Origin of the sequence: Sulfurimonas sp. SWIR-19 (genome assembly GCF_020410885.1) — a bacterium.
Classification (GTDB): Bacteria; Campylobacterota; Campylobacteria; order Campylobacterales; family Sulfurimonadaceae; genus Sulfurimonas; species Sulfurimonas sediminis.
In genome coordinates this window covers 1,169,185-1,191,426 of record NZ_CP084578.1, presented here as the reverse complement: position 1 = coordinate 1,191,426, position 22,242 = coordinate 1,169,185, and the positions used below count along the sequence as shown (strand labels likewise).

The 22,242-nt window shown below is 38.0% G+C and carries 27 protein-coding genes; 16 read left to right on the top strand and 11 right to left on the bottom strand.

Going from position 1 to position 22,242, the window contains the following annotated elements; genetic code table 11:
• Positions 1 to 2 precede the first annotated feature (2 nt).
• Positions 3 to 362 carry a hypothetical protein gene (locus tag LCX93_RS06170; protein WP_226069368.1) on the bottom strand — a complete coding sequence of 120 codons (360 nt, stop codon included), beginning with the start codon at positions 360 to 362 and terminating at the stop codon, positions 3 to 5.
• Positions 363 to 764, bottom strand: coding sequence for a group III truncated hemoglobin (locus LCX93_RS06165; RefSeq protein ID WP_226069367.1), 402 nt, complete (start codon positions 762 to 764; stop codon positions 363 to 365).
• Between the two features lie 194 nt (positions 765 to 958).
• Here LCX93_RS06165 and LCX93_RS06160 point away from each other — a divergent pair, with 194 nt between their 5' ends.
• The 3 genes from LCX93_RS06160 to LCX93_RS06150 all read left to right on the top strand — a co-directional run bounded on the left by LCX93_RS06160 (position 959) and on the right by LCX93_RS06150 (position 4,542).
• Positions 959 to 1,273, top strand: coding sequence for a hypothetical protein (locus LCX93_RS06160; protein WP_226069366.1), 315 nt, complete (start codon positions 959 to 961; stop codon positions 1,271 to 1,273).
• Positions 1,274 to 1,440: 167 nt separating this feature from the next.
• A complete protein-coding gene (locus LCX93_RS06155; RefSeq protein ID WP_226069365.1) occupies positions 1,441 to 4,155 on the top strand; it encodes an AAA family ATPase in 2,715 nt (904 codons plus the stop codon).
• 9 nt (positions 4,156 to 4,164) lie between these two features.
• A complete protein-coding gene (locus tag LCX93_RS06150) occupies positions 4,165 to 4,542 on the top strand; it encodes a response regulator (protein ID WP_226069364.1) in 378 nt (125 codons plus the stop codon).
• A gap of 3 nt (positions 4,543 to 4,545) precedes the next feature.
• Here the strand turns inward: LCX93_RS06150 and LCX93_RS06145 are convergent, their stop codons facing one another.
• Both LCX93_RS06145 and LCX93_RS06140 read right to left on the bottom strand, forming a co-directional pair.
• Positions 4,546 to 4,947: a bacteriohemerythrin gene (locus tag LCX93_RS06145; protein WP_226069363.1), complete on the bottom strand. Its 402-nt coding sequence runs from the start codon at positions 4,945 to 4,947 to the stop codon at positions 4,546 to 4,548.
• 4 nt (positions 4,948 to 4,951) lie between these two features.
• A complete protein-coding gene (locus LCX93_RS06140) occupies positions 4,952 to 5,326 on the bottom strand; it encodes a hypothetical protein (RefSeq protein ID WP_226069362.1) in 375 nt (124 codons plus the stop codon).
• Between the two features lie 134 nt (positions 5,327 to 5,460).
• On the opposite strand from LCX93_RS06140, the gene LCX93_RS06135 reads away from it, so the two are divergent.
• Positions 5,461 to 6,900: a protein adenylyltransferase SelO gene (locus LCX93_RS06135; RefSeq protein WP_226069361.1), complete on the top strand. Its 1,440-nt coding sequence runs from the start codon at positions 5,461 to 5,463 to the stop codon at positions 6,898 to 6,900.
• Positions 6,901 to 7,046: 146 nt separating this feature from the next.
• On the opposite strand, the gene LCX93_RS06130 is transcribed toward LCX93_RS06135, so the two are convergent.
• Positions 7,047 to 7,385, bottom strand: coding sequence for a group III truncated hemoglobin (locus tag LCX93_RS06130; protein WP_226069360.1), 339 nt, complete (start codon positions 7,383 to 7,385; stop codon positions 7,047 to 7,049).
• A gap of 222 nt (positions 7,386 to 7,607) precedes the next feature.
• Positions 7,608 to 8,672, bottom strand: coding sequence for an ADP-ribosylglycohydrolase family protein (locus LCX93_RS06125; protein ID WP_226069359.1), 1,065 nt, complete (start codon positions 8,670 to 8,672; stop codon positions 7,608 to 7,610).
• Positions 8,673 to 8,775: 103 nt separating this feature from the next.
• On the opposite strand from LCX93_RS06125, the gene LCX93_RS06120 reads away from it, so the two are divergent.
• From LCX93_RS06120 to amrB, 3 genes are all read left to right on the top strand, one after another.
• Positions 8,776 to 9,414, top strand: a complete 639-nt coding sequence (locus LCX93_RS06120; protein WP_226069358.1) for a hypothetical protein — start codon at positions 8,776 to 8,778, stop codon at positions 9,412 to 9,414.
• A gap of 92 nt (positions 9,415 to 9,506) precedes the next feature.
• A complete protein-coding gene (amrS, locus tag LCX93_RS06115) occupies positions 9,507 to 10,499 on the top strand; it encodes an AmmeMemoRadiSam system radical SAM enzyme (RefSeq protein WP_226069357.1) in 993 nt (330 codons plus the stop codon).
• Complete coding sequence (gene amrB / locus LCX93_RS06110; RefSeq protein ID WP_226069356.1) at positions 10,496 to 11,296, top strand: AmmeMemoRadiSam system protein B; 801 nt, start codon at positions 10,496 to 10,498, stop codon at positions 11,294 to 11,296. The genes amrS and amrB overlap by 4 nt, the downstream gene beginning before the upstream one ends.
• Before the next feature lie 2 nt (positions 11,297 to 11,298).
• On the opposite strand, the gene LCX93_RS06105 is transcribed toward amrB, so the two are convergent.
• Positions 11,299 to 12,333 carry a polysaccharide deacetylase family protein gene (locus LCX93_RS06105; protein ID WP_226069355.1) on the bottom strand — a complete coding sequence of 345 codons (1,035 nt, stop codon included), beginning with the start codon at positions 12,331 to 12,333 and terminating at the stop codon, positions 11,299 to 11,301.
• Between the two features lie 66 nt (positions 12,334 to 12,399).
• Between LCX93_RS06105 and LCX93_RS06100 the strand changes: the two genes are divergently transcribed.
• Positions 12,400 to 12,990, top strand: coding sequence for a hypothetical protein (locus tag LCX93_RS06100; protein WP_193151827.1), 591 nt, complete (start codon positions 12,400 to 12,402; stop codon positions 12,988 to 12,990).
• Here LCX93_RS06100 and LCX93_RS06095 read toward each other — a convergent pair.
• Entirely contained in the window at positions 12,987 to 13,841 is an 855-nt protein-coding gene (locus tag LCX93_RS06095) for an NAD(+)/NADH kinase (RefSeq protein WP_193151826.1), read from the bottom strand. The two genes, LCX93_RS06100 and LCX93_RS06095, sit on opposite strands and share 4 nt — an antisense overlap.
• An 83-nt stretch (positions 13,842 to 13,924) precedes the next feature.
• Here LCX93_RS06095 and aspS point away from each other — a divergent pair, with 83 nt between their 5' ends.
• Genes aspS through thiI form a run of 3 tightly spaced genes read left to right on the top strand, consistent with a single transcriptional unit; the run spans position 13,925 to position 17,722 of the window.
• On the top strand, positions 13,925 to 15,682 hold the full coding sequence (aspS, locus tag LCX93_RS06090) for an aspartate--tRNA ligase (RefSeq protein ID WP_226069354.1): 1,758 nt from the start codon (positions 13,925 to 13,927) through the stop codon (positions 15,680 to 15,682).
• 4 nt (positions 15,683 to 15,686) lie between these two features.
• Positions 15,687 to 16,265, top strand: a complete 579-nt coding sequence (locus LCX93_RS06085; RefSeq protein WP_226069353.1) for an adenylate kinase — start codon at positions 15,687 to 15,689, stop codon at positions 16,263 to 16,265.
• An 11-nt stretch (positions 16,266 to 16,276) separates the two neighbouring features.
• Positions 16,277 to 17,722: a tRNA uracil 4-sulfurtransferase ThiI gene (gene thiI, locus LCX93_RS06080; RefSeq protein WP_226069352.1), complete on the top strand. Its 1,446-nt coding sequence runs from the start codon at positions 16,277 to 16,279 to the stop codon at positions 17,720 to 17,722.
• A gap of 7 nt (positions 17,723 to 17,729) precedes the next feature.
• On the opposite strand, the gene adk is transcribed toward thiI, so the two are convergent.
• Both adk and LCX93_RS06070 read right to left on the bottom strand, forming a co-directional pair.
• The gene (gene adk / locus LCX93_RS06075; protein WP_226069351.1) at positions 17,730 to 18,380 is read right to left on the bottom strand and encodes an adenylate kinase; all 651 of its coding nucleotides are present in this window, start codon (positions 18,378 to 18,380) and stop codon (positions 17,730 to 17,732) included.
• Positions 18,377 to 18,676: a hypothetical protein gene (locus LCX93_RS06070; protein ID WP_226069350.1), complete on the bottom strand. Its 300-nt coding sequence runs from the start codon at positions 18,674 to 18,676 to the stop codon at positions 18,377 to 18,379. The genes adk and LCX93_RS06070 overlap by 4 nt, the downstream gene beginning before the upstream one ends.
• A gap of 58 nt (positions 18,677 to 18,734) precedes the next feature.
• Between LCX93_RS06070 and LCX93_RS06065 the strand changes: the two genes are divergently transcribed.
• Genes LCX93_RS06065 through LCX93_RS06055 form a run of 4 tightly spaced genes read left to right on the top strand, consistent with a single transcriptional unit; the run spans position 18,735 to position 20,440 of the window.
• The gene (locus LCX93_RS06065; protein ID WP_226069349.1) at positions 18,735 to 19,466 is read left to right on the top strand and encodes a competence/damage-inducible protein A; all 732 of its coding nucleotides are present in this window, start codon (positions 18,735 to 18,737) and stop codon (positions 19,464 to 19,466) included.
• A 16-nt stretch (positions 19,467 to 19,482) separates the two neighbouring features.
• Positions 19,483 to 19,611, top strand: coding sequence for a hypothetical protein (locus LCX93_RS12590; protein WP_255613324.1), 129 nt, complete (start codon positions 19,483 to 19,485; stop codon positions 19,609 to 19,611).
• Between the two features lie 14 nt (positions 19,612 to 19,625).
• Positions 19,626 to 20,237, top strand: coding sequence for a DUF6166 domain-containing protein (locus LCX93_RS06060; protein WP_226069348.1), 612 nt, complete (start codon positions 19,626 to 19,628; stop codon positions 20,235 to 20,237).
• A gap of 11 nt (positions 20,238 to 20,248) precedes the next feature.
• Entirely contained in the window at positions 20,249 to 20,440 is a 192-nt protein-coding gene (locus LCX93_RS06055; RefSeq protein WP_151900358.1) for a hypothetical protein, read from the top strand.
• A gap of 1 nt (position 20,441) precedes the next feature.
• Here LCX93_RS06055 and LCX93_RS06050 read toward each other — a convergent pair whose 3' ends face one another.
• Complete coding sequence (locus tag LCX93_RS06050; protein ID WP_226069347.1) at positions 20,442 to 20,945, bottom strand: ankyrin repeat domain-containing protein; 504 nt, start codon at positions 20,943 to 20,945, stop codon at positions 20,442 to 20,444.
• Positions 20,946 to 21,042: 97 nt separating this feature from the next.
• On the opposite strand from LCX93_RS06050, the gene LCX93_RS06045 reads away from it, so the two are divergent.
• Positions 21,043 to 22,242, top strand: coding sequence for a tetrahydrodipicolinate N-succinyltransferase N-terminal domain-containing protein (locus LCX93_RS06045; protein ID WP_226069346.1), 1,200 nt, complete (start codon positions 21,043 to 21,045; stop codon positions 22,240 to 22,242).

Here is a 22,242-nt window from a genome sequence, read left to right as displayed (position 1 = left end):
GTTTAAGACCTGGATTTATAAGTTGTGTTTACATTATCAATAAATGATTTTGTAAACATTCCTACGCGAGGCTCATCCTCAAAATGATAGGCTGCAAATCCGAAAAAATCTTCTGGCGTAATGTCATACTCTATCATTTTATTTATTGCACCTGTCATATCATTGTTAAAAAAGAGTTCTGCAATCTCTTCACCCTGATTTGCACTGTTTTGAGTATCAGTCGGCCTGTAGCATTTTTGTTTGAGCATTTGTTCTTCAAGTTCATCAAGTCTGTCGCCCTCTTCTACAGTGGCTGTACCGGTTTTAAGAATTTGCATAACCAGTTGCTGCATTTCTTCTAATATTTTTGCCTGTTCACTCATCTACTCTTCCTCCTCCTCTTCTTCATCTATATCTAAATTTTCAATAAACTGTTCGGCTAAAATATCTGCTTTTTTGTAAAACCTTTGAGCAATTTCAGGAGTAAACATAGTATCAACAACATTTTTAAAAAGCATCAGCCAACGTTCAAATGTTTCTCTGTACATCTGCCCCAAAAATGCATGCGGAGGAAAAGGATCACCCTTGTAACCAATTTCTGCATTCATCATCAGCAGCCAAAACCCAATTAATGTATTTAAATGTTCATGCCATTTTCCACTCTTGAGGTCACTTCCCAGTGCTTTTGTAAAATAAGGGCTTAAAATATCATCTTTGAGTACATCAGCATAGAACCGGTGCACCATCTCTTCTACTTTAGCTCTGTCTACGGTATCATAAAGCATACACTCTCCTAGTTTTTAATCATAAAAGTATAGCTAAATTTTATTTCAAATGATAATGATAATCTTTTTACAGTCTTAAATAAAATAATTAATCTAATTCTTATATTTTCAGTTTGTTTTATTTTACTACCATGCTGTCTGTTATAATATAAAAATTGGCTATAAAGCTGATACAAATTACGAGGAGTGTCATTATGGTAGAAGAACAAGTAAAAAAATTAAAAAAAGTGGTGGAACTTGTTGACAAGGTTCAGGTGAATCCTGATGTAACAGTTGATTATTTTATTCCTGGTGTTTTGGTTACAGAAAATGTCAAAGGACATGATGAGGCAAAAGGTCCGTATATTCAATTTACATATGCTGTAAATGGTACTGACTCACATATTCAGATTGTGCCTTTAACATTAAATGACCTTGAAAAAACTCCTGAAGACCTGGCAAACTATATTACGTTTTCTCTAGAAACGTTTATGTCTGAAATGGACTCTCGCCAGTTTGGTGCACAGTAAAAACCTCTTTGCAACCCAGTGATTTAAAGCTATTGGAGCCCCTTTTGGCTGCTAGCTTTAATTTGCCTTTCTCTTTTACCCCCTGCCTTTAATCTTATGTTTAGGCTCAACAACAATTCAGTAATATACACAAATTAAAAAATATTATATCAAGAAAAGATGAGAATATGCCAAATTTAAAAGAGTTAGCCCAAGCAGCTATGGACAAAGAAGAAAAGAACAAACCGAGTTTAGCAGAACTAGCCCAGGCAGCAGTAGAAAAACATGAAAAAATCATTGAAGACAAATATGCCAAAAAATTGGTGCAGGAAGACAAAGAACCGATTGTGCAAGCAAACAACAATATAGAGCTTGCAAGAACTCTAAAAGAAAAACTTTCAAAAGAACTTTTCGGACAGGAACAGGCCATAAATACTGTCGTCAACAGTATGAAAAATGATATAAGCGAAAACAAAAAAGCGCCTAAAGCCACTTACCTCTTTTTGGGTTCTCCTGCAACCGGAAAAACTTTTTTGGCTGAGCTTATGAGTGAACATCTGCCAAAATATAAAATCATGAAGTTTGATATGACACAATACCATCAACAAAACGGTGGTGAACTTTATGGCTATCCTGCAGGATGGAAAGGTTACGGTGTCGGTCAACTGACAGGTTTTGTACACAGAAACCCCAAAGCGATTATAGTACTTGATGCTTTTGAAAAATGTGACAACATCATTCAAAGCAACCTTCTTGGTATATTTGAAGGCGGTCAATTGCGTGACGGCTGTGGATGGGACAAAGTTACCGATGCTCCCTGCAGTGAAGATCCGGACATTATATACAACGAAGAAAACGCCAACTATATGGTTGATTTTACACAGGCAATTTTTATCATCACTACAAGTCTTGGAAAAGAGCTTTATCTTGACAACCGCTTTAAAGAGCTTGTAAAACAGGATTATATTCAGGCTGAATCTATGATTCTGGAAGCCATTAGACGTGAAAGAAAAAGGGACAGCAGAAGCGGTGGTTGGCAGGAAGCAATTTTACCGGAATTGGTTTCCAGGTTTTCGCAGGCAAATATCTGTCTTTTTAACAAACTCAACTACGATGCCTATGCGAATATTGCAAAAAAAGTCTTTTTGCAGTATAAAGACGGCTTCAAAGAAAGATACAACATTGAGTTTTCAGTTGAAGAGAACTTCGAAGATTTTTTGAAAACACAGATTCTGAACTTTGCACCGGAACTCGATGCCAGACGCATCAAAGACAAAGTCAGCACCACTTTTTTTGACAGAATAACAGCATATATAATGGATTCAGGTATTAAAACAAGCGAATTTAATAAAATTAAAATCTCCATTTCTAAAAGCTGTATCAACTACCTCAAAGAAACGATTGATCCTCTTATAGAAGATGAAACCCTTGTCAAAGAACTTTTCAGAAAAAACATTACACTTGATGTCGAAGATGCTATTACCAGCAAACGGGGCGTGATAAACTATAAAATTTTCAACATTCGATTTAAACAGGTGACAAAAATCAAAGACTTCAGTGAAGACGGATTGGTTTTTGACATTCCAAACGTTTCTTTTGATGATATTGCAGGACATTATAAAGCAAAACAGAGACTTCAAGAGGTGATTAACTTTTTTAAAGAGCCCAAACTTCTTGAGAGTTTTGATGTTGCACCGCCAAAAGGTATGCTGCTTTACGGACCGCCGGGAACAGGAAAAACAATGCTGGCAAAAGCCTTTGCAAAAGAAGCAGAGTTGCCTTTCATCGCTGTAACCGGACTTGAACTTCTTGACCCGGTAAAAACAAAACAAATTTTCGCTAAAGCAAAAGAGTATGCACCTGCTATAGTCTTTATAGATGAAATTGACACCATCGGTAAGCGCGGTGGAAATAACGGAAAAGAGATCCCAATTAATAAACTTCTTTCAGAAATAGATGGTTTTTCAGATACAAAAGGTGAAAATATTTTTGTCATCGCTGCAACCAACTATAAAGACAATATTGACAGTGCAATCATCAGACCGGGTCGTATTGAAATACATATTGAAGTCAACAACCTTGACAAAGATGCCAGAGAATATTTTTTAAATAAAATCATACAAAACAAACCTTCAAGCGGTTCTTTTGATATGAACAGACTGCTTATGCACACTGCAGGATTTACCGGTTCACAACTTGAACTGTTAAGCAAAGAAGCATCATTTTACTGTCTGCGTCACGGACTGCCTGCTATAACACAGGAAATCCTAGTTGAGCAGATAAATGCCATTAAATATGGAGAAAAACAGACCTATCTCTCTGCGGAGCAGATATTTGAAGAGACAGCGGTTTATGAAGCGGGGCGTGCAGTTGCTTCTAAAATACTGATGCCTCACATACACATAGAACATATAAGTTTGACACCAAGAGACAACAATGAACATTTTATTTCCAATGATTATAATGAAATTCAGGACAATATGACTGTCAAAGATTTTAAAAACAGAATATTGGTTTCTCTGGCAGGCAGAACCTCACAGATTAAGCGTTTTGGCAGCAGTGACGGAATGAATTCCGGTGCGTTAAATGACCTGCAACAGGCTACGCATGATGCCTATAAGGCAATAGCACATTATGGAATGGACGCAGAAGTCGGCTACATTAATATCAACGGAATTATGGATGCACAAAAAGGAAGCAGTGTCAGTAAAGATACAGAGCACTACCATACAAAAATCGACAAGGCACTTGAAAGATGGATGAATGAGAGTGAGAAAAATATTAAAAATTTTATTGATGAACACTGGAATATTATCGAAGAACTCGCATCTCTTCTTCTTGAAAAAGAGATTATTTATGAAGATGAACTCGATACCATATTAAAAACAAGATTATCACACTAAAGGGCTCCAATGCATAAAAAATGGAATATACTTTTTATACAGGATGAAAAAACAGTTTTAAAAGCAGACAGTACAACATTGTCTCAATATTTTAACAAAACAGATATAGCACGCAACAGACATCAGGCCTTAAAGCTGATTTATGCAAATACCTATGATATTGTCATTAATGATATAACAACAGACCCGTTGGAGGGAACAGTTTTTATAAAACAGACAAAGCAGATGAAACCAGAACAGGTGCAGGTTGCCCTGGTTCTTGCGAATGATGAAGAAAAAATCGGTGGATTGATTGATGCAGGGGTCAATACTTTTTTATTGACCCCTGAGCAACTCGAACAGGCGCTTGACGCAATTTCAGACATGAATCCGTATCTGAAAAAATAAGACTTACATTGCATGTCCCAAATGTAAGGCCATCTCTGAATCCCATTTGGATACATGTAAAACCAGCCACTTTTTAAAATCAGTTTCTAAAAAATCCTGCAGCTCAAGAGGACCTTTTAAAACAAGCCATCTTTCAAAAAACTTTGCAATCTTTTCTCTCATTGTATCATGATCATTCTTGTGAACTTGGTAATTGGTATAATTATTTTGTTTCATCATCTCTTCTTCTGTCTGAAAATGGTCTTCAACATCAAACAAAACAACTTTAAAAAGCTCATCAATTTTTTCTATATCTTTTGCTACGACTGCATCATAAAAACTGTTAATAATCTCAATTTCCTCATCATGAAGCATATTAATCACTTCATTGCTTACCTGTTGTACCTCATGCGGTTTAATCAGCATACTGTTATCTCCTTTTACTTGCCATAATACGCTCGAGCATCGAATCAAGCTTTCCGGTTGAGCGTATTTCTATGACTGATGTCACTACTCCGTGCAGTGCAACATAAATTAAAAATTCTGTAAGCTCTTTTGCCCCGCTTTCTTGCGCTTTTTCCTCAAGTATCTCTTTTTGCAGTTTATTTACACTGAATCCAAGTTCTACCGTAGGCTCTTCTGCAGACAAGCCTGCATCCGAGATACTGAAGGTCTGTGCTCTAAGTGCCACAACTTTTAAATATGTATGAATATCATCAAAACCGTTTTCCTGTGCTCTTAAATCTATCGTCTCTTTTTGCGCAGGTGTCACTTTAAAGTATATAGCAGTTTTTTCATCTGTCAAAATTTATTTCCTTCTTCTTTAGAGGTGCTCTTAAGAAAATATTATATAATTCTTTTCCTTAGCTGGCACAAAAAATAAGAAAGTAAATCCTGAATACTGCCCTCTTTTTAGCCCTCTGCATGTAATATTGTTCTATGAAACTTAATGATATGATTTTACAGACACCCTACCTTTCACTCGAGAGTGATTTTTACAGCTTTCATGATCCTCAGCCACTACAAGACCCCTGTTTGGTAAGCTTTAATGATGCAGCTGCCAAACTCATTGGTCTTGATACTGATGCCGGCGATGATCCCTCTTTTGTTCCACTGCTCAATGGTACCTTCTTGCCAAAAGGTTCCCGTCCGTTTTCCATGTGCTATGCGGGTCACCAGTTCGGACATTACAACCCCTGGCTTGGAGATGGAAGAGCATGTAACTTAGGAAGTATCAATGGATGGAATCTCCAGCTCAAAGGCAGCGGTGAAACACTCTACTCCCGTATGGCAGACGGCAGAGCAGCTTTGCGTTCTTCCATACGGGAATACCTCATGAGTGAGGCGATGCACCATTTAGAGATTCCGACAACACGTGCTTTTGGGATTATCGGATCAAAAACAAAGATTCTTCGCGATACGATGGAAGAGGCAGCCATTGTAATGCGTATGGCAACAAGCTGGATACGCTTCGGCTCTTTTGAAAACTTTTACTATACCAAGCAATACACAAAACTTGAAGCCCTTGCCGAATATGTTATTGCCGAATCATTTCCTCATTTAAAAGATGATGAAGACCGTTTTTTTCAAATGTTTTGTGAAATTCTTCAAAAAACTGCAACTACCACTGCAAAATGGCAGGCTGTCGGTTTTTGTCATGGAGTCATGAATACGGACAATATGTCTATAGAAGGGTTAACAATTGATTACGGTCCTTTTTCTATGCTTGATGATTTCAACTATAACTATGTCTGCAATCACAAAGACCGTGTTGGAAGATACAGCTATGACCAACAGCCAAATATCTCCTACTGGAATCTTACCAAATTGTCAAAAGCCCTCTCTCCTCTCATTTGTAAAGAGAGAATGCAAAAAAAGCTTGATGAGTATGGAGCGTCTCTTTATCCAAATGCATATCTGCATGAAATGCGTAAAAAACTCGGACTGCAAGAGGTGCTTGAAGAAGATTTTACACTCATAGAAGAACTTGTCGGAGCATTGCAGGATGCCTATGTGGATCACACCCAGTTTTACAGAACCCTCAGCCATTACAATGGCAACAGGTCAGATCTTTATGATATTGCGATGAATCCTGTAGCCATAGACAACTGGTTAAAACTCTATGACAAGCGTCTTGAAAAAGAAAAACGCTCATCTGCACAAAGGAACAAGGCCATGCTCAAAGCCAATCCAAAATACATCTTAAAGAACTATATGCTTCAAAAAGCTATAGAACTTGCGCAAAAAGGCGATTTTTCAATGGTACAGACACTTTTGGATATTGCAAGAAATCCTTATGATGAGTTGCCGGAATTTGAACATTTTGCACAAGAAACACCGCAAGAGTACAAAAACATCGGACTTTCATGTTCATCATGACTGAGCCTAAATTTAAACAAAGGAAAAGAAATGAGTAGTACCAAAGAACAAGTAAACAAAAAAGCGATTATTGCTTTTTTACAAAATAATAATATCAGTCCGGATAATGTTATGGATTTTAGTCAAAAATTTGAAACAGCATTTATTTAGATTTTTAATGTATTGTTTATAAACTGTTGAGAGAACAAGGTTGCTTTTTTCTTAAAAACTTCGGTAATCTCAGGCACATAGACTGCATCAACACTCAAAGAGAAAAGTTTCAGCCATCTGTCAAAACTTTCTCTGCTGATTTGGGGAAGTTTAATGTGTGCACCTATAAAGTTCCCTTTATAGGTTTTTTCACCAAGCATCTTGGCCAACCAAAAATCAGCCAAAAGATCAATATGCTCAACCCACTCTTCACTTTGCATATCATCTCCAAGTTCATGAATAAAATAAGGGCCCAGTATGGCATCTTCTATGGCTTTTTCATAAAACAAAGTCATTAAAACTGTAAGGTTATTTCTTGTAATTTCACTTTGGAATTTTATTGTACATCCTTTTTTCCAAAATCATTCAAAACGAATTTAAATTAATGTTTTTCGGCAACCAGACTTTAGTCTGGCTATACGTCTTAAAAGACTAAGGACTAGGTTAAAACCTAGTTTCCGAAAAACTGTCAAATTTTTGAAGTAGAAGTATAGCAAATTTTATGACAAAACCGAACTTTACACTTCTTGTAAAAGAGGCAGTGTCTCTAAAAGTTTTTCGCAATATTCCCATTGATCAAGAGTTTCCCTCCATTGAGAATTAATTGCATCTACTCCAAAGTATGCACCAAGTACCATTCCTATGGCAATTGCTCGTGAAGCATTGTCTCCGCCAACCATTGCATTTGCCGCCAAGGCTTTATTGAGTCCATCCTGTTCATCAGCATATTTCAGTATAAAATAGACAGAACCCGGTAAAGTTCCCTGTGTGGGAGAAGCTTTACCTACTTTTATAGGTTCGCTTCTTCCTACATCCCAGAGTTTTGCCATAGATGTCAGTGCCAAATCATCACAAAACTGCTCTTTTGAAAGTTCACTGTTTTCATCTGTTGCTTCTTTGTGTTTTGCTATTGCCTGCACCACCTTGTTTTGTATAAAGCCTCCCATCTGTACTGCCACTGTTTCAATGGCATCACGTGGAGTAGAACCGTTAATAACCCGGTGCGTAACTCTGGCAAAAAATTCGCCCCCCTCAAGTGCTTCGGGATGACGATGTGTAAACATTGTCTGGCGCGCAACACGGGCAAGTGTTTCTTCATCATTATAGTAGGCATGTGCCGCAACATGACGGATGGCTGTGGCATTGGAACCTCCACCCAAACGCTCAACCGGCATGCCCTGTTTCACTTGTGCATAAGTCTCTTTTGTCATTGTACAAATCCATGAACCCCACCCGTTTTCCAAGCGGTTCATCCAGTGTGGCAGCAATGCGGCGACATCAAATTCTCTTGGCGGATTGGCTGTAGCTGCGAGATGCTCTAAAATGACTATATTGTAATCACCATAGTCAGTCGTTCCTCCTGCTTTTTTCCCGGGATGATAATTGCGTTCTCCCCAACCTATACCATGTGTCTGTCCGCCCATCATCTCACCCGGACTCATAAATTTTTCTATCGGTTTGTTTCCGTATGCTTTGTATATTTTTTGTGCGTCATACTCGTAATGCGAACCCAGACACAAAGCATCACCAACAAGCGCACCCAAAAATGCACCTTTTATCGAAGATTTCTTATTTTTTAACATATAATTTCCTTTTAAACTATTATATCAAGGTGACTTTTACTCAAAGAAGTTAAAATATATGTTCAAAAATACTTCAAAAGTTTTTAAGTAAGGAATACAACTAATGCAAAAAATACTCAAAAATCTTGCAGATACAGCAGCAGCAAGCAATACATGTAATAAAGAAATATTAAAAGACTACATAGTAAAACATGCAGGCTCTACGGAAATAATCTATAAAAAAGATTACCCCGTTGCGCTGATCAATGAAAACAGAAAGAGTGACAGCAATAAAGCAACAATACGAAATGTTGATATAGTCGCCCTTAACAGCGATACCAAAAATCTTAATTATGCAGCAAAAAGAGAACAGGATTTTTGGAAACGACTAGTAAGTGTTGATCATATTGAGACGATGATTTCACTGCAAAGTGTACCTGCAAATGAGTGTACAGATGCGTTTATAGAACAATCTCTCCAAAAAAACAAAACTAGGCAATGGAGCATAGAGACACAGCTTCGTGATGCAATGCGTGCAAATAAAGAAAACAGAGAACTTGGAGCAAAACCTTTTATTGTCCTTTTGTGCACAGCTGCCGTTACATGTAAACAAACAGATCATATACAACTTCTTTTAAAGCACTATTTTCATGAAAATGTTCTTACATTTTTATCTCAAAACAAAAAAATTAAATATTATTTAGCATATAACGAACAGATGAGTGATATAGGAATGCGGTACTTTTATAAATTCAATAACTAAAAAAAACATATTTGACTTTTTTTGATAATTTGGCTAAAATATCCAATAGTTGAGTCTCCTACAATAAAGAGACTTAACTGTAGGAGACTAATATGAATTATTATAAAACAATACCAGAAAAAGAAAAAATTATATGTATGTTATGCCAACACTACTGCCAGATGAAAGAGGGGCAAGTCGGTGTATGTGGAGTCAATAAAAATGAAAATGGGGAACTTAAGACACTTGTTTATGGGCATCCAAGTGCCTTAAATGTTGACCCTGTAGAGAAAAAACCATTGTATCATCTCTTACCAGGGACGACTGCACTCTCTTTTGGAACAGTCGGATGTAATTTTAAATGCCCGTTTTGCCAAAACTGGCAAATTTCACAAGAGCACACAGTTGATGAAAGTGTATACATCTCACCTGAAAAAATGGTTGATTTAGCCATAGAAAATGGTGCTTCTTCCATCGCCTATACTTACAATGAACCGACTATATTCTACCCATATGCCAAAGATATCGGCGTTATAGCAAGGCAAAAAGGTCTAAAAAATATTTTTGTCACAAACGGATTTGAAACCCCGGAAGTTGTCAAAGATATGGCCTCGTGGCTTGATGCTGCCAATGTTGATCTTAAAAGCTGGGACGATGCCTACTACAAAAAGGTTCTAAAAGGCGGACTTGAGGCTGTCAAAGAGACACTCAGAGGCATGGTCAAAGAAGGCATTTGGGTTGAAGTTACAACCTTACTGATAGAAGGTGAAAATGATTCTAACGAAGACCTCGAAGCAATGGCATCATTTATTGCCAATGATCTCGGCGTACATGTACCCTGGCATTTAAGTGCTTTTCATCCTGACTATAAAATGCAGGACCATGAATATACAACACTACAGACACTGCAGCGTGCTAGTGATATAGCAAAAAAAGCAGGTTTATTGTATGTTTATATGGGCAATGTTCCCGTCCACGGTGATACATACTGTCCGGATTGCGGTACGTTACTTATAGACAGAACAGGCTATGCAGTCACAAAAAATTCTCTCGTTGACGGACATTGTCCAAAATGCAAACGAGCTATAGAAGGAGTATGGAAATGAGTACAAGAAAAGATGCGGTTGCGGGGCAGTTTTATCCCGCAAGCAAAGAAGAAATACAAAAAATGTTCGCGCATTACAATAAAATAATAGATAAGTCCATTAAAGATGAATCAGTGTTACATGTAAAGCCAAGGGCTATTATTGTCCCTCATGCAGGGTATATTTACTCTGCATTTACGGCAAATATAGCCTTTAGGTTACTAAAAAACTCCCATGCAAAACGTGTGGTAGTTATAGGGCCCAGCCATCGTGTTTATTTAAACGGCACAAGTGTTGCCGAATATGACAGCTATGAAACACCACTTGGAAACCTACCTATAGATAAAAAGCTTGCCGATGCATTGATAGAAAAATTTGGCCTGCATTTTCAGCCGGATGCCCATGCAGAGCACTCAACAGAAGTGCAGATGCCCTTTGTTAAAAACTATCTGCCGGAAGCTTCTGTTGTGGAACTTGTCTATGGAAATGAAAATCCGGCCAATTTGGCAAAAGTTATTGAGTATTTGTTAGAAGATGAAGATACTGTTGTTGTTATCAGTACGGATTTGAGCCACTATTATGACATTGAAAAGGCAAAAACTCTTGATACCATTTGTCTTGATGCCATAGCCAATCTCAATCCTGCTGAGTTGCATCAGGGCTGTGAAGCCTGCGGAATTATAGGCGTGGAAGCGATGCTGATTGCAGCAGCACAAAACGGTCTGAAACCGACACTGCTCGATTACAGAACCAGTGCTGATGCCAGCGGAGACAAGTCACAGGTAGTCGGTTATATGAGTGCCGCATTTACAAAGTAGTTTTACTTCAAAACAACCCACAAGTGGCTGTACCAGTACCATGCATCTCCCTGTGCATGGGCGGTACATGTATAATGGTTTCGAGGATAGAGCAAAGGTTGGATTGATGCTACTTTCACAGTTTTTTCATCCAGCCACTGCATTTGTATTTTTTCCCCCTCTGCGGTAAAACACTGTAAATCTTTTAAAGGATTTTGCAGTGTTAAGATTAAAACAGGGGGATTGTTCGCCTGTGTCACCAGTGTTTCCTCGCTTGAAACAGCCTCTAAGGGCAAAGGAAGCGTATTGATTTTCAGTACAAACTGTTTCATCTCGCCAAAACCTCCCGACATTGGAAACCGTGTCAAAGCCATAAAGTTGCTCTTGTCTGAAATCGGACCTGAATTTTGTGCCACACCAATGTAGCCTAAATTTTTGACCAACTGCATAAGTTTCACATCATATTCGCCAAAAGGATAGGCTAGTATTTTTGGATTTGTACATACTTTTTTACCCAGTTCTTTTTCGATTTTCACCTCACACAACTCTATCTCTTTTGTAACATGTTTTTTATAATTTTTGGGATCCTTTATGCCATCACGCACTAAAAACTGATGCGAATAGGTATGATTTGCATACTCTGCACCATATTTTCCCATCTCTCTCATCTCATCCCAGGTCAAATAATGCACAGATTCATGCACAACAGGAACAGAATTGACAAATACAGTAAAAGGAAATTTGTATTTTTTCAACAAAGGATAGGCTTTTGTATAGACACTGCGATATCCGTCATCTATAGTTATAGAAACCGTTTTATCCGGAAGCTCTTTTTTTTGTAGCAAATATTTTACTGTTTTAGAAAATGGCCAGACGGTATAGTTGTTGTCTGCCAGGTATTGTATCTGTTGGGTAAAAAGTTCTATAGATATACTCGTAGAGGGGTATCTGCCTTCATCAAATCGATGGTACTGCAAAACAACAGCATGGTTTTGGTGTGCCAAAAGAGAGCTTTGCAAAAGAAATATAGCAAGTAAATAATGTATTAATGTTTTCATGCTCTTATTATATCTTTATTTGATTTAGATACAATTATCGTATTATTTTTAAAGGCAGATTGTTACATGAACAACTATACAAAAAAACTCCTCTATCTTCTTCTGACATTTATAACGCTCATTGCCGGCTATGCCTATCTGCGTTATGCATACAAAGTGACTGACAGCACTCCTTTTACCCAGGAGATTGTTCTCATCATTCTTGGTACCATTGCAACAGTTTTTATAACCGCCCTGCTGCTGAACAAACAGACAGAAGTTGAAATAGAAAAAGAACAGAATATTAAATTTCTTGATTTAAAAGCGGCAACCTACGAAAGACTTCTGGACTTGATGGAGAACATGTCAGAACAGTCTCTTCTGACTGACAAAGAGATAACAAAACTGCGATTTGTGACACACAGACTTGCCATTTTTGCCTCACCTGCTGTTCTCAATGAATACAACAACTTCCTAAAAGTCCTTTCAGTACTTTCCAAAGACGGAACACTTAGCAATGATGACCAACAGTTGGGAGAAGCACTCGGCAAACTTACCATACAAATAAGATTTGATCTGCTTAATGAAAACCCTCAGCAAAAAATTTATACAGCTGAGCAGATAAAAAGAATGATTAAAAAGAATTCTGACAGTTCATCCAGTATCAATATAGACTAGTCACCCCAGTGCAGTTTTTCTTTTAACACATCAAAATAGTTGAATTCGTCTCTGTGAATGAGTTTGACTCTTTTTTTGGCCAGTTTTATATGTATACTCTGTCCGATTTCGAGTTCATGCTTGTCCTGTCCGTCTATTATAAGCAATGCTTTGTCTTTTGGTGTTTTCATCTCTATGGAGAATTTCCCCGGTAAAACCACAGGCCTTTGTGTCAATGAATGCGGACATATTGGAGTCAGGGCAAAAACATTTGTCAAAGGAAACAAAACAGGACCTCCTGCTGAAAGATTGTATGCAGTTGAGCCTGTCGGAGTAGCCACTATCACACCGTCACCATAATAGGTATTGAATGCTTTTGAATCGACCAATGTCTCTACATGTATCATATTCGAAACGGAAGCCCGTGTGATAACAATGTCATTAAAGGCATAAAGAACAACTTCTTTGTTGTTTTGTATAAACTGGGCCTCCAAAATAGATCTTTCATCCACTCTGTAATTGCCTGCAACCAGATTTGCTACAAACTCTTCCAATTCGTTGAGGTTGATATCTGCCAAAAATCCGAGAGAACCGGCATAAATGCCAAATATCGGCACATCATGCCGGAAAGAGCGTCTGACAGTCGATATAAGTGTTCCGTCTCCTCCAAGCGTTACAAGGATATCTGAATTTTCACACAGGTATTCAAATTCCATCCCCATAACACCTATCATGCCCCCGCTGATACTGTCTATAATTACTTCTATGTTATGTTTGTTAAAAATTTTTTCAAGCTTAAAATAGCTCTCTTTGAGTTCAGGAGTGGACGGTCGTAAAACAACACCGACTTTTTTAATTGTATTTGTTTTCAAAATTGCTCATTTGTATAATAATTTTGTTAATTATACTATATTTAGGTATAATCGCGAAAATTATTTATATAGGACTCTATATTTTGAGAACTCATTACTGTACAGATTTAAATGAAACAAATGTTGGAGAAGATGTCGTTCTTACCGGCTGGGCGAATAATTATCGCGACCACGGTGGAATTATTTTCATAGATTTGCGTGACAAAACAGGGCTTATTCAGCTTACATGTGACCCTGAGGATTCCGAAGAAGCGCATAAAGTTGCGAACAATGTCCGTGATGAATATGTTTTAATAGTCAAAGGAACCGTTCGTCTTCGCGGAGAAGGTTTGACAAATCCCCGTTTGAAAACCGGTGCTATTGAAATTGTTGTAAAAGAACTGATTATAGAAAACAAATCTGCTCCTACTCCTTTTGTCATTGGCGATAAAAATGTCGGTGAAGAGACAAGACTCAAATACCGTTACTTGGAACTTCGCGATCCTGATATGTATGAAGTTTTTCGCCTGCGTTCAAAAGCAGCGATTGCGGCAAGAAACATTTTGGATAAAAACGGATTTTTGGAAGTTGAAACACCGATTTTGACAAAATCAACTCCCGAAGGTGCAAGAGATTATTTAGTCCCTTCCCGTGTCCATAACGGTGAGTTTTATGCACTTCCACAATCACCGCAGCTTTTCAAACAGCTCTTGATGGTTGGCGGATTTGACAGATACTTTCAAATCGCAAAATGTTTCCGTGATGAAGACTTGCGGGCAGACCGTCAGCCTGAATTTACGCAGATAGATGTTGAGATGAGTTTTTGTAACCAAGAAGATGTTATGAAAATAGCCGAAGATCTGCTTGTGGCAATGTTTGATGCCTGTGGTGTTGCAATCAAGCCTCCTTTTAACCGTATTACATATAAAGATGCTATGGAATTATACGGCTCTGACAAACCGGATTTGCGTTATGACCTTAAAATGGTAGACGTCATAGACATTTTTGAGCGATGTGACAATGAAATCTTTACAAATATTGCAAAAAAACCACATGTAAACCGTATTAAAGCACTCAAAGTTCCAGGTGCTGATCTGATATTTTCAAAACGTGAAATGAAATCTTTTGAAGAGTATGTCCGTAAATTTGGTGCGCATGGTCTCGGATATTTCCAGATGAAAGAAGACGGGCTCAAAGGTCCTCTGACTAAGTTTTTCTCAGAAGAAGACATAGCGCTTATCATTGAAAGAACCGAACTTGAAGTCGGTGATGTTGTTTTCTTTGGTGCAGGTGACAAAAAAACGGTATGGGATTACATGGGAAGATTCAGAAACTTCATTGCCGAGCATGAAAAAATGAATCTGATAGACGAAAATGCTTTTGAATTTGTATGGGTTGTTGATTTTCCAATGTTTGAAGTCGAAGACGGTCGCGTAAAAGCACTGCACCATCCATTTACAATGCCAAAAGATACAGATAAAGATGATGTAGAAGAGATAGAGTCTATCGCCTATGACATCGTTTTAAACGGTACAGAACTTGGTGGCGGGTCTATTCGTATCCACAAAGAAGAGATACAAGAAGAGGTCTTTAAGCTCCTTGGTATTGAAGAAGAAGAGGCGCAGGAAAAATTCGGTTTCCTTTTAGATGCTCTTAAATTTGGTGCACCTCCACACGGTGGTTTTGCTTTAGGATTCGACAGACTCATTATGCTTTTAACGAAAAAAACAAGCATTCGTGATGTTATTGCCTTTCCTAAAACACAAAAAGCCTCTTGTTTGTTAACTAAAGCACCAAGTCCTGTTGACAATGCACAACTGCGTGACTTACATATACGCCTGCGTGAACAAACAAAGGCATAATATTATGTCGCATACAAAAAAACTCTTTCTTATTATCGGAGCTCCAGGCTCCGGTAAAACTACAGATGCCGAACTAATAGCCAAAAACAATGCCAATATAACACACTACTCTACCGGTGATATGCTGCGAGCCGAAGTAGAGAGCGGGAGTGAACGGGGCAAAGAGATACACAAATATATCTCAAAAGGCGAAATTGTTCCTATAAATATTGTCATTGAGACGATTATCAATGCTATAAAATCTTCTCCGACTGACATAATTATCATCGACGGCTATCCAAGAAGTGTAGAGCAGATGCTTGCACTTGATACCTACCTGCAAAAACATAAAGACATTGAACTCTCCAGTGTTATTGAGGTAGAGGTAAGCGAAGAGACAGCCAGAGAAAGAGTACTTGGACGCGCCAGAGGTGAAGATGACAACAACGAAGTCTTTAACAACCGTATGAAAATTTATATGGAACCATTACCTCAGATCAGAGATTTTTATATGCAAAAAGGCATTTTAAAAGTTATATCTGGTGAACGAAGTATTGAAGAGATAGTTCACGAGATGCAAGAGTTTATTCAATCAAAAATCTAAAGGCCCCCACGGTGCAAAAATTCATTTTAAAACTTTTTCCTGAAATTATGATCAAAGGACCCTCTGCAAAACGCCAGATGGTCGGTCAGCTTTATAATAACCTGCTCACAATTCTACAGCGTATTGATACCAATATAAAAGTAAAAAAATTTTCCGATAAAATTGAAGTTTTAACCCCTGAAGATATCTTACCTGAAGTCAGACAAAGACTTTTAGATACTCCGGGAATTGAGCAGATACTTGAAGTGCTGCAGTTTGACGACATGGACACTATTGACAAAATTAAAACAAAAATTCGTGAACTGGTGGCTGATTCTCTTACTGATAAAACCTTTGTGGTGAGAGTCAAGCGTACAGGCAAACATGATTTCAGCTCTATTGATATAGAAAGAACTGTCGGTGGACACCTTTTAGCAAACTCAAAAGCAAAAAATGTTTCGTTGAAAAATCCTGATGTGATTGTACAGATGGAACTTATTCAAAACCAGCTTAATTTTATTTCTGCAAAATACAAAGGGCTCAGCGGTTTTCCCATCGGAACGCAGGGGGATATACTCTCACTGATGTCTGGCGGGTTTGATTCTACTGTGGCTTCGTACCTTACAATGAAGAGAGGAATAAAAACGCATTTTATTTTCTTTAATCTTGGCGGTATGGCACATGAAATCGGTGTAAAACAGGTTGCTTTGTATCTTTGGAACAAATTTGGATCTTCACACAAAGTCAAATTTGTCTCCGTTGCCTTTGATGATGTGCTTACAGAAATTTTCAGAGCAACACCACCGACTTATATGGGTGTAATGCTCAAACGGCTTATGCTTCAAGCCGCTGAAAAAGTTGCCAATGAGATGGAGATAGATGCCCTTGTAACAGGAGAGAGTGTTGCCCAAGTTTCAAGCCAGACACTTCGTAATCTTGCACTCATAGACGAAGTCAGCAACAAGCTCATTTTGCGTCCTTTGGCAACAATGAACAAACCTGACATCATGAACATAGCCAATGAAATCGGCACTCGTCATTTTGCCGAAAGTATGCCTGAATATTGTGGTGTTATTTCTCAAAACCCAATCACGCACGGTTCGCATAAACGTATGGAGAAAGTAGCAAAAAAATTCAACTATGATGTACTTGATACAGCAGTAAAAAATGCACAGCATTTAAGTATTGATGAAATAGTGGATGACATTACTAACCTGGCTCCTGTCGAAGTCATAAATGATATACAAAGTGGTGATTTTACGGTTATAGATATTCGTCCCGAAGAAGAGTGCATAGCACTTACATGTAACACTGTTAAAATACCTTTTCACAAACTAAAAACAGAATTTGACAAGCTTCCGAAGGACAAAGAGTATCTTCTGTACTGTGACAAAGGCATAATGAGCCAGCTCCACGCACAGTATTTGCGTGATGCCAAAGGCTGTGAAAATATTCGGGTCTATCGACCCGAATCATAGTAGGTGATTAGTCACCGAGTTCTGAGACAATCGCTTTTTCAACATCTGCAATGTCGGCAGTGCCGTCGACTCTGATATATTTGATATTTGGATTTTTTGCAGATTGTTCTTTGTAGTAGTCTATGAGCGGCTCTGTCTGCTCATGGTAGACTTTCAGTCTGTCCTGTACTACTTCTTCTTTGTCATCATCACGCTGCACCAAATCTTCACCCGTTTCATCATCCTTGCCTTCTACTTTTGGCGGATTGTAAACAATATGATAGGTTCTCCCGCTTGCCAAATGCGCGCGTCTTCCTGACATGCGTTTGACTATCTCTTCATCCGGTACATCTATTTCTATCACGGCATCTATTTCAATTCCTGCATTGGTTAGGGCATCGGCCTGCGGCAGTGTACGAGGAAACCCGTCTAAAAGATAGCCATTTTTACAGTCATCCTGTGCAATTCTATCCTTGACAAGCCCGATGATAATGTCATCTGTTACGAGCTGTCCCGCATCCATAGCTGCTTTTGCCATTTTTCCCATCTCGGTTCCCGCTTTGATTGCGGCACGAAGCATATCGCCTGTAGAAATTTGCGGGATGTTATACTTCTTGGTTAAAAACTGCGCCTGTGTTCCTTTTCCTGCACCCGGAGCACCTAAAAGAATTATTCTCATTTATTTTCCTCCTCATCTTTAAATCCAAAATCTTCTTCATCTTCACACTCTTGTGCAGCCAATATGTCCGCTACAAGCTCTTTTGCCTCTTCCTCTTCCATATCACCGTTTTTAATGTCTCCTACAACATCTTCGAGGTCAGATTTGAATTCACGGAGTTCTTCTATCTCTTCTTTGGCATCCTGTGTTGCCTCTTTGTTTCCGGCTATCTCTTCAAAAATCTCATCGAGTCTTTCTGTAATATCCGGAATAACACTTTTTGTCAACAGTTCTTCTAATTTTTCTATATATGACATTTTCTGTCCTTATTGATTATTTATGAAATAATACTATAATTATGTAAAAAGTGGTATGATGAACTTTTATGCAGTTATAATTGGAACAGAAATTCTTAACGGAAGACGCATTGACAAGCATTTTGATTTTTTAAAAAACGAACTTGCAAAATACGGACAGGAACTTTTTGCCTCTTTTGTCATCAAAGACGATGTCGGACTGATGAAACGCACCTACAAAATGATACTTGACGACAAAGAAGCAGTGATGTTTTCTTTTGGCGGTATCGGTTCTACACCTGATGATTTGACACGTGAAGTGGCATCAGAAGTTTTTAGAAACTCCATGCCCGTAACACATGAAAAATTTAAACAAGACATTATCAAGAAATTTGGTGACGAGGCATATCCCCATCGTATCCACATGGCGGAGATACCGCCAAATGCAGAACTACTGCCAAATCCGGTAAACAATATGTCCGGTTTTGCTTTAGACAGGAGGTTCTTTTTTATGCCGGGATTCCCCTCAATGTCCCATCCAATGAGCAGTGAAATAATAAAAAAATATTTTTCACAGGCAAAGAAAAAATACAGATATACACTGCTGGCAGAAACAAGTGAAAATACACTCATTGATGTTATGCAAAAACTCCCAAAAAACATTGAACTTTCTTCCCTGCCAATTTTTATAGAAAACAAACCAAATGTGGAACTCTCTTTAAGCGGAGAAAGCAAAGAAGAAGTAAAAAAATATTTTGATATGTTTCAGGAGGAACTCACACGCAAACATATACCATTTAAAATATCATAAATCAAAGAATTTTATCATGTTAGTTTGGTTATTGGTACTTTTATTGCTTTTATCTCTCATATATGTTGTTTATCGCATGACTTCAACACCTCATAAAGAGGAGTTTAAAGAAAAAGAGCAACAGCATTACACTTTTAAAATATAAGAGAAAATAAAACTATGGCATTAATAATGAATAACCATGTCTTTAAAGGGCATAAGACTCTACTGGGCAATAAATTTGTAACATATAAAGAACTGAACCTCCCGAGTCGTACTGATGTACATCAATACGCCAAGAACGGTTTTGACTGGGGAAACACCTCCAAAGGTGCCTTACAACTTGCTTTTGCAATACTCTATCAACTCAGCAATAAAGAAACAGCACAGATGTATGCAAAAGAGTTTTGCGAAGATGTTGTCAAACAGCTTAATTCCCGCGACTGGGTTTTAGAAGCTTCAAATGTTCTTGCCTGGATGGATACACATTGTACTACAGTTACTGAGATACAGCAAAAAACACCAAAACCAAAAAGATTAAAACCTGCAAACAGAAAAATCAAAAAAGACAAATCAAATGTTGTCAAAGATATTTGCAAAGAGCTTCAAATTACACAAAAACAACTCGCCGAAGTTCTTGAAGTGCCGGAAGGCACCGTCAGCAGCTGGGCTGTTAAGAATGAAATCCCCAGACTCGGCAAAAAAGCCATAGAATTTTATATACAAAATACAAAAAACCAAAAAATCGTTGACAGCTACAGAAGTTTTATAGAACTTTTGCAAGCATCATAACAAGGATACCATTGAAACCAAAAGACGAAGTGACAAGAAGTTTGTTAATTGACAAAAACACATGGGATGAAGCGATGAAATATTCACGTAGTCGCTACAAAATGAGCCTGAGCAAAGTTGTTGAATCTTTGCTGCAAGAGTGGCTTGCCAAAGAGAAAAGAAAACCTCTGGACAACACGAAACAAAAAAAGTTTTTTGAATAGACTACCTTGCATATCCTCTGTTTTTAGGTGCAGTTTCATCATAGTCAAAAAGTTCGAGTATGCTTTTCTTATTCATTTTCCTGGCAAAATCTACGGCACTGAAACCTTTTGAGTCCCGTACATTTTTGTCAGCACCATGCTTTAAAAGAAGTTTGGCAATTTCAACTCTCCCGTAACATGCCGCACCCATCAATGCGGTAAAACCGCTTTTTCTTGTCGTATCATTTACTTCTTTACCCTGTTTTATCAGATATTTTACTATTTCAATTTTGTCATAGGTGATTGCCATATCAAAAATACTGACGCCTTCATCATCGCAGTCAAAAATATCTGCCCCGTTGTTTATAAGCAGCATAATTGTCTCATCTGAGCACTGTGCACGTAATGCACAGGCAAGTACAGACTCTCCCGCCTCATTCTTTTGGGAAAGTTTCCCGCCATTTTTTATATATTTTTTTATACCAAGATAATCATCGTTTTTTAGTAGTTCAAGCCAAGTGTTCAAAATATTCTCTTTTTATTTTATTATTTAAATTATATACTAAACTTCGTTAGTAGTTTTTAAGTATAATTGCAAATCAAATTAATTAAGTGAGAATTCAATGGACGTTATTCAAACAGCAGATGCATTTAAAGCATTGGTGAACAATATTAAAACAAATACAACAGGATACAAAGATCCTTTGGCCTTTGGTATAGCACGAGTAGACTTGGGACAGTTAAATGTAAACAAATCTCTTCAGGCGACCTACCCGATAATCAACTGGGATGAAAATTTTGGCAGTGCCGCGATTTTTATCCAGGCACTTGCAGATCAAGGAATTACAGTAGATTTTACACAAAATGAAGTCGTATGTGACATAAATTTACAGTTTTTAAAAGATTGTCTCAATGCTTTTACACCCTATTCTGACGAAGCACACGGTGATGCACACAAAAACATTCAAGTAGTTTCAGCACTCTATTCTCAAATAGTAAACAACGGAAGTCTTGAGGGTGAATTCAAAGTATGCTTTATATTTGAAGATGCACCTTGTGAAAGCGTAGAAGCGACCTATCTAAAACTGTATGCAATCTCTCTTGCAAAAGTAGGACTTCGTGAAATCAATCTCAACGGTGCCTTCGGTGCATTGCCAAATGTTGCATGGTCTAACGGACAGCCGATAGAACTTGATTATTTGCGGGAGTTTGAAATTGAACTCAAACTTGCAAATGAGTACCCTCATATTGATTTTGTAGATAAATTTCCAAGATTTTTACAGCACATCATTCCTGCGGACAATACACGTATACTTGACACTTCCAAAGTACGTTTCGGTGCACAGCTTGCGGCTGGAACAACTGTAATGCCGGGAGCTTCATACATAAACTTTAATGCCGGAACAACCGGTGTGAGTATGGTTGAAGGCCGTATTTCTTCTTCTGCAATCGTTGGTGACGGTTCTGATGTCGGAGGTGGTGCTTCAATTCTCGGTGTACTTTCAGGAACAGACGGAAACCCAATCAGTATCGGCAAAAACTGTCTTTTGGGAGCAAACTCTGTTTGTGGTATTCCTTTGGGAGACGGCTGTATTATAGATGCCGGTTTGGCAATTCTTGAAGGAACAAAAGTAGGTATTTACCCAACTGAACTTGAAAAAATCAGAGAAGTAAACAAAGGTATAGCCATTGAGGGTGAAATTTTCAAAGCAAAACAACTCTCTTTTTTCAATGGACTTCACTTCAGACAAAACTCTTTAACCGGAGAAATCACTGCATCGCGATCTACTAGAGAAATTAAGCTCAACGCCGACCTGCACTAA